Origin of the sequence: Desulfosarcina sp. (assembly GCF_041551955.1) — a bacterium.
GTDB lineage: Bacteria > Desulfobacterota > Desulfobacteria > Desulfobacterales > Desulfosarcinaceae > Desulfosarcina.
The window spans coordinates 1-6197 of sequence record NZ_JBFELV010000294.1 but is presented as its reverse complement, the minus strand read 5'-3'; the positions used below and the strand labels follow the sequence as shown (position 1 = coordinate 6197).

General features: G+C 56.1%; 5 protein-coding genes. 2 read left to right on the top strand and 3 right to left on the bottom strand.

Annotated features, from left to right (window positions below; translation table 11 throughout):
* Both ABYV26_RS18240 and ABYV26_RS18235 read right to left on the bottom strand, forming a co-directional pair.
* The coding region (locus ABYV26_RS18240; protein ID WP_372682787.1) for an efflux RND transporter permease subunit at nt 1-1447 on the bottom strand (1447 nt) is incomplete at its 3' end.
* A 225-nt stretch (nt 1448-1672) separates the two neighbouring features.
* Nucleotides 1673-2782, bottom strand: coding sequence for an efflux RND transporter periplasmic adaptor subunit (locus ABYV26_RS18235; RefSeq protein ID WP_372682786.1), 1110 nt, complete (start codon nt 2780-2782; stop codon nt 1673-1675).
* An 815-nt stretch (nt 2783-3597) separates the two neighbouring features.
* Here ABYV26_RS18235 and ABYV26_RS18230 point away from each other — a divergent pair.
* Complete coding sequence (locus tag ABYV26_RS18230; protein ID WP_372682785.1) at nt 3598-4320, top strand: ferritin family protein; 723 nt, start codon at nt 3598-3600, stop codon at nt 4318-4320.
* A gap of 33 nt (nt 4321-4353) precedes the next feature.
* Complete coding sequence (locus tag ABYV26_RS18225) at nt 4354-4770, top strand: LapA family protein (RefSeq protein WP_372682784.1); 417 nt, start codon at nt 4354-4356, stop codon at nt 4768-4770.
* 110 nt (nt 4771-4880) lie between these two features.
* Here the strand turns inward: ABYV26_RS18225 and ABYV26_RS18220 are convergent.
* On the bottom strand, nt 4881-6197 hold a 1317-nt coding region (locus tag ABYV26_RS18220; RefSeq protein WP_372682783.1), incomplete at its 5' end, for a response regulator.

Below are 6197 nucleotides of genomic sequence, written 5' to 3'. Positions count from 1 at the left end.
GGGTGGTGGTCACGGCGGTGAGCCAGCTCAACGACAGGGAGATCAGAATGACCGAATAGAGCGACCGGCAGTATTCACCGGTGCTGTTCTGCATGCTGCCGATGGAGGCGAAGGCCAGGACCGCCACCGCGGTGGCCCCCAGCAGGGGCAGGGCGTTTTGGCCCACGACTGCTTTGGCTGCCTGCAGGCCATCCATGCCCTGTTCCATGCGCACCTTCATGCCGTCCACCACCACGATGGCGTTGTCCACCAGCATGCCCAGGGCGATGATCAGGGCACCCAATGAGATGCGCTCCAGGGCGATGGCATAGTAGTTCATCAACACGAAGGTGGCGGCGATGGTGAGCACCAGGATAAAGCCGATGATCAGGCCGCTGCGCAGGCCCATGAAGACCAACAGGACGACGATTACGATCAGCACGGCCTCGGCTAGGTTCACCAGAAATCCATTGACTGCCTGAGTGACGGCATCGGACTGCATGGAGATGATTCCCAGCTCCATGCCCACCGGGATGCGGGGCATCAGTTCGCCGATGCGCTGTTTGACGGCATTGCCCATGGTCACGGCGTTGCCGCCCTGAACCGTGGAAATGGCGACGCCGATGGCGGGCTGGCCATTATAACGCAGGAGGGTTCGCGGTGGGTCCACGTAACCGCGCCGAATCTCGGCCACATCCCTGAGGTAGATCAGTTTGCCCCCGCGGCTGGCGATGAACAGCTCGCCGAAATCCTTCTCCGAGGAGAAGGTTCCCGTGGGGAAGATGGGGACATACTCGCTGCCGATTTTGATTTTACCGGCGTCGGCGGGAAGGTTCTTGGCGCTCAGGGCGTCGAAGATCTCCTTGCGGGTGATTCCCAGGGCGGCCATCTTCTCCTTGGCCATCTCCACGTAGATCGCCTCGTTCTGCTCGCCGAAAAAAACGACCTTCTTGACGTCGGTGACGGTGAGCAGTTCACGCTTGAGCAGTTCGGCCACCTTTTTCAATTCCGCATAGGAATAGCCCTCGCCCGTGAGGGCGAAATAGACGCCGTAGACGTCTCCGAAGTCGTCATTGACCAGTGAGGGGCCGGCGCCCGGCGGCAGCTGCCCCTGGATATCGTTGACCTTGCGGCGCATTTCGTCCCACACCTGGGGCAGGGTCGTTTTGTCGAAGCTGTCCTGGATGGTCACTTTGACGGTGGACAGTCCCCGCGAGGAGTAGGACTCCACCCGCCGCAGCTGCCCCAGTTCCTGGACCGCCTTTTCGATCTTTTCGGTGACCTCCTTTTCGACCTCGTCGGGCGAGGCGCCCGGGTAGGGGGTAACGACCACGGCATCCTTGATGACAAACTCCGGGTCTTCCAGGCGCGAGAGATTCTGGTAGGCCAGGTAGCCCAGAAGGAGCATGACCACCGTCAATGTCCAGGTGATGACATTTTTCTTGATCGAGAACTCAGCGATATTCATTACCGGCAATCCTTGATGAAGTCGTAAAAAGTCGCATTTTCGACGGTTTCGTTAAAAGCCCGAGATCAAGGCTTGCAAATCTCGAGGAATGAGGTGTACTTACCGTACTCCGCAGTGACGAGGGATGAAGCGTAACGCAGATATCGGGTTTTTTACGAAACCGTCAATCCTTGCTGTTGATGAACGCGCACACGCAGTCTGCCGAATGGTGGCGCAAACCATCATCTATTCTTTCCAGATGCTGACTTTCATGCCCGCCTGCAATTTGGTGACGCCGGAGACGACTACCTTTTCACCGCCTGCCAGACCGTCGAGGATGACGATGCCATCGGAGCCGGTCATCTCACCCACCCGCACCGGGGTCTTTTTCACCGTCATGTCCGCCTCGTCGAGCACCCACACGAAAGACTGCTTGGCCGAATCCTGCGTGACGGCGATGGCGGGGATGACGAGGCGGGTGTCGGCTCCGGAGGCGGGCTCACGGCTGCCCTCCACGGTCGCCGTCATGCCCGGCAGGATGTTGATGCCTTCGGGCCGCGGCATCACCAGGACGACCTGGTAGGTCTGGGTCTGGGGGTCGGCCTGGGTCGAGAACTCCTTGAGTGCCAGCGGAAAGGTCCGATCCGGCGCGGTGGCGAACCGGGCCGCGGCTTCAGGTTCTCGTCCCTCGCGGATCTGAAGCATCAGCGTTTCGGGAACATCCACCAGAATCTCGATCGCGGAGAGGTCCTGCAGAAAGACGATCGGCTGCTTGGCCTGGATGTCCTGGAAGTTCTCAACATAACGCTTGGCCACGACCCCGTCGAAAGGGGCCTTAAGGTAGGTGTCCTTCAGGGCGTTTTCGGCGTCTTCCAACTGGGCGGCGGCCACATCCCGCGAGGCCTTGTATCGATCGAATTCTGCCTTGGAGACCTGTTTGCGCACGTACAACTCCTTGTAGCGGTCATACTGGCGCTCGGCCTCGATGGCCCGCGCCTTGGCCTGGTCCAGGTTGATCTTAAAGTCCCGGGGCAGGATACGGGCGAGGAGCTGTCCTCGTTTGACCTCCTGGCCTTCCTCCACCGGCAGTTCAACCAGGGGCCCGGAGACTTTGAAAGAGAGGTCCACCCGCTGGCTGGCTCGGGTTTGGCCGGGCAGGGAGATGGGGCCGGCATTCGTTCCGCCGGCCACGCTGACGACCTTGACCGGACGGACGACTGCTTTGGGGGCCGGTTCCTCCTTCTTTCCGCAGGCGCCGATGAGGATTGCAATCGCAGTGGTTCCGGCAAGTGCGAGGAGAAATTGCATCGCAGGAGTCTGTTTAACCAGCATCGATAGGGAGATTTTCCGTTTCATGGTATTGCCCTCGGTAGGGATGGTTGTATGTCGGTTGCATGGTATTCAAAATGAGGCGATCAGAATCATCTGGAGATATATGTTTATAGCCGAATCTATCCGGAGAAACAACCCTTTCAAAAACGTGAAGTCCTTATCGCATGGCGCTGCGGGTTGGTCGATCCCCAGACCAAGTGATGTCATTCCCTGTTAGTCTTGATCAACTCGTAAAAATTCCTAATTGTGTCATTCCCGCGCAGGCGGGAATCTATTTGTTTCAGTTCGTTATAGATTCCCGCCTGCGCGGGAATGACAACAAAGAGCGTTATTCGACTTTTTACAAACCTGTCAGTTTTGCCCCATTGAGCAATCTGTCGGCGTGCGCCATATCACCCATGGTCGGGCCTTTTCGCGCAAAGTCACTGCGTTCCGCACGCAAGAGAAAATCGTGAGTTTTAAATTATTAAACAATAACGTATGGTTATGTATTAACCGGTTGCCGGCATGCAACATGGCCCAGAGATTGCTCTGTATAACAGCAAAAATTGGGAGTCATCGGATTCATCATCAACGGAGGAATCGACATGAAAACAAAATTAAGCGTCGCCTATATCGTAGAATGTCTGAAACCATACGAGTCTCTGGTCTGGTTTACGATCTGTTCGGCCATCGTCGTTTTTCGAATTAACCTTCAATGATGACGATTGGTTGTTGAGTGTTCTACCCTGCAGCTGTACCCAATACGCAGTGCAACCCACCACGATGAGATTTTTGCATTCAGCCGGGTAACCAAACGCCAGTATCTTCTGGTTCAGCCGATCCACTGGGAAACGAATATGAAATCAAATGCACACCACATGAGTATGCGCACGGTTGGCCTGCTGATAGCCTGTTTTCTGTCAATGCCGGCTCTGGTGTCAGCTTCAGAAATCCACCGCTATCCAAAAACCATCGTCGAATTGACGCAGCTCTACGAGAGAGGCTTGTCCGCCTGGCAGCACTACAACGCTTATGAAATCCAGGCCCGGAAAGAAAATCTGGATGAAATAGCCCGTCTGTTTGCCGCCATGGCCGCCTCACAGTCCGTGAGGACCGGTCATTTTGAGCGGCTGTTGATCGACCTGAAGGGCGACCGGAAGCATTGCCTTTCTCATTCGTTATCGGTGGAGATGACCCAGGACAATCTTCGCGCGGCCATTGAGATGGAACTGCGGGAAACGGATGTATCTTTTCCCAACGCCCTCAGGATAATCACCAGTGAAGGAAACCGCCAGGCGATCCGAACCCTTCAAATCGCAATCGATGTGCAGCGGCATCATCGTGAGAAATTGAAAAAGATTCATTCCTACAGCGGGTATTTCTTCGGTGCATTGACAGCAACATTCAGCAAACACAAACTGAGATATTTCATCTGCAGGCAGACCGGCGCGGTTGTTTTGGCCAAGCTGCCTTCCGTCTGCCCGGTTCGGGGAGGAACGACAGCCTCTTATATCGACCTCGACGCCTTTAAAACGGACCAGAGATTCATTGCCTGCAGCTCCAACAATCAAATTTTATAAGAGTTTGGGCATGCGCTCAAATGGAGGATGGACATGAAGCTAAGATTGAGCATGTGGACACTGATTATACTTACCATGGCCCTGATCATTTATCAGAATCGTGAATTTTACCTGAGTGAACAGACGTTGACGCTGAATTTGTACGTTGCCCAATTCGGGCTGCCGCCGCTTGCCAATGTCACCCAGGTGCTGCTCTTTTTCCTGGCCGGTATCGTGTTGGCGTGTGTTTCCCTGTATCATGAACGATTTAAATTGCGCCGGGAGATTGACAATTTAAACACAGCCTTTCAGTCATGCGCACAGCAGGTCACGTCGATGAAGCCGGAAGCGTGCGCCCCCCCCAAGAATAGGATTCGCAACCTGATGGGCAGACTGAATAGCAAAAAGGTCGCAACGGAAAAAGCGCTCCCTACCGCCAATGAAGCAGGAACATTTCATGTCGAGGTCTAACGCAGCTGAAATTGGTGGGTTTAAAAAATATGGCCAACGAATGAAAGCAAACCCGGAACGGTGAACGCTGAACCTTTGAACGCTCACCCTTTCTCAACCCATCCGGGTGGTCATTTTCGGTCCAGTTCACGACGGACGGCCAGGCCGATCTTCTCCATGGTGTATGGTTTGCGGATATATTCACCGGCGCCCATGTCCTGCATGGCCTTGACGCGATCAGACGGGGCATAGCCGCTGGCAATAATGGCTTTCGGAGCGGGATGGACCTCAAGAATGCGCCGGTAGGTCTCCAGTCCGTCGATTCCGGGCGGCATGACCATATCGAGCACTAGAAGATCGACCGCGTTTGCCTGTACATGGGCCACGGCTTCCTCGCCACCCGATGCAGATGCGACCTGGTAGCCGAGTCGGCTCAGCATCCTGACCGCAATCTCGAGCTGTTCCGGTATGTCGTCTACGACCAATATGCGCTCCGTACCGGTATAATCCTGCAAAACGACCCGGCGCCGGGTTTCGTTTTCCTCCTCCCGGGTGGCCGGCAGGTAAACGTTGAACCGGGTGCCGTCTCCCTCCCTGCTTTGAATGTCCACGAAGCCGGCGTGGTCCTTGATCGTGTTCCAGACCACGGTCATGCCCAGGCCCGAACCGCTGCGGCCCATGCGTTTCTTGCTGTAGAACGGTTCAAAAATCCGGTGAAGCTCTTCCGTCGGGATACCGACCCCCTCATCGGTGATGCCCAGCATGACATACTCGCCTTCCGGAATTCTTTCGTAACGATCGATCGCCGTGTCCAGGTACCAGTTGCGGGTCAGCAGGCAGATGGACCCTCCCGCCGGCATGGCCTCGGCGGCATTGGTGACCAGATTCATAATCACTTTTGAGATGTGGACGGACGAGCCTTTCACGTTCATCAAGTCATCCGCCAAGTCTGTGGTGACACGCAAGTTGGGGTGATTTCCCGCCAGAGTCTTGAACTCAGGCGTGGTCAGGTAGCCGCGAATGGCATCGTTAAGATTGATGATGTCGAAATTTTTAACGCCGCGGCGGGCGATCATCAGCATGTCCTGGACGATGTCCGCCGCGCGTTGGCCGGATCGCTGGATCGTCTTGATGCTGTCCCTCATCGGGCTGTCCGGCGGCAGGTCCAGCAGCAGCAGTTCCGGGTAGCTGACCAGTCCGCTGAGGATGTTGTTCAGATCGTGGGCGACTCCTGCAGCAAGGCTGCCCATGGCCTCCATTTTTTTTGACCGCTCCAGTTTGTCTTCGAGGTGCTTGCGGTCGTTGATGTCCCTGGCGATGCCTTGGGTGCCCGTAAACGAGTCGCTGTCCGGCGTCGCATTGGCGTAAATTCCCTGCGCCGATACGCTGAAAACCCTTTCTTGGCCGGCTTCTCCGCCGTCCGCCGGGGAGAGCTTCAGTCGGACCTC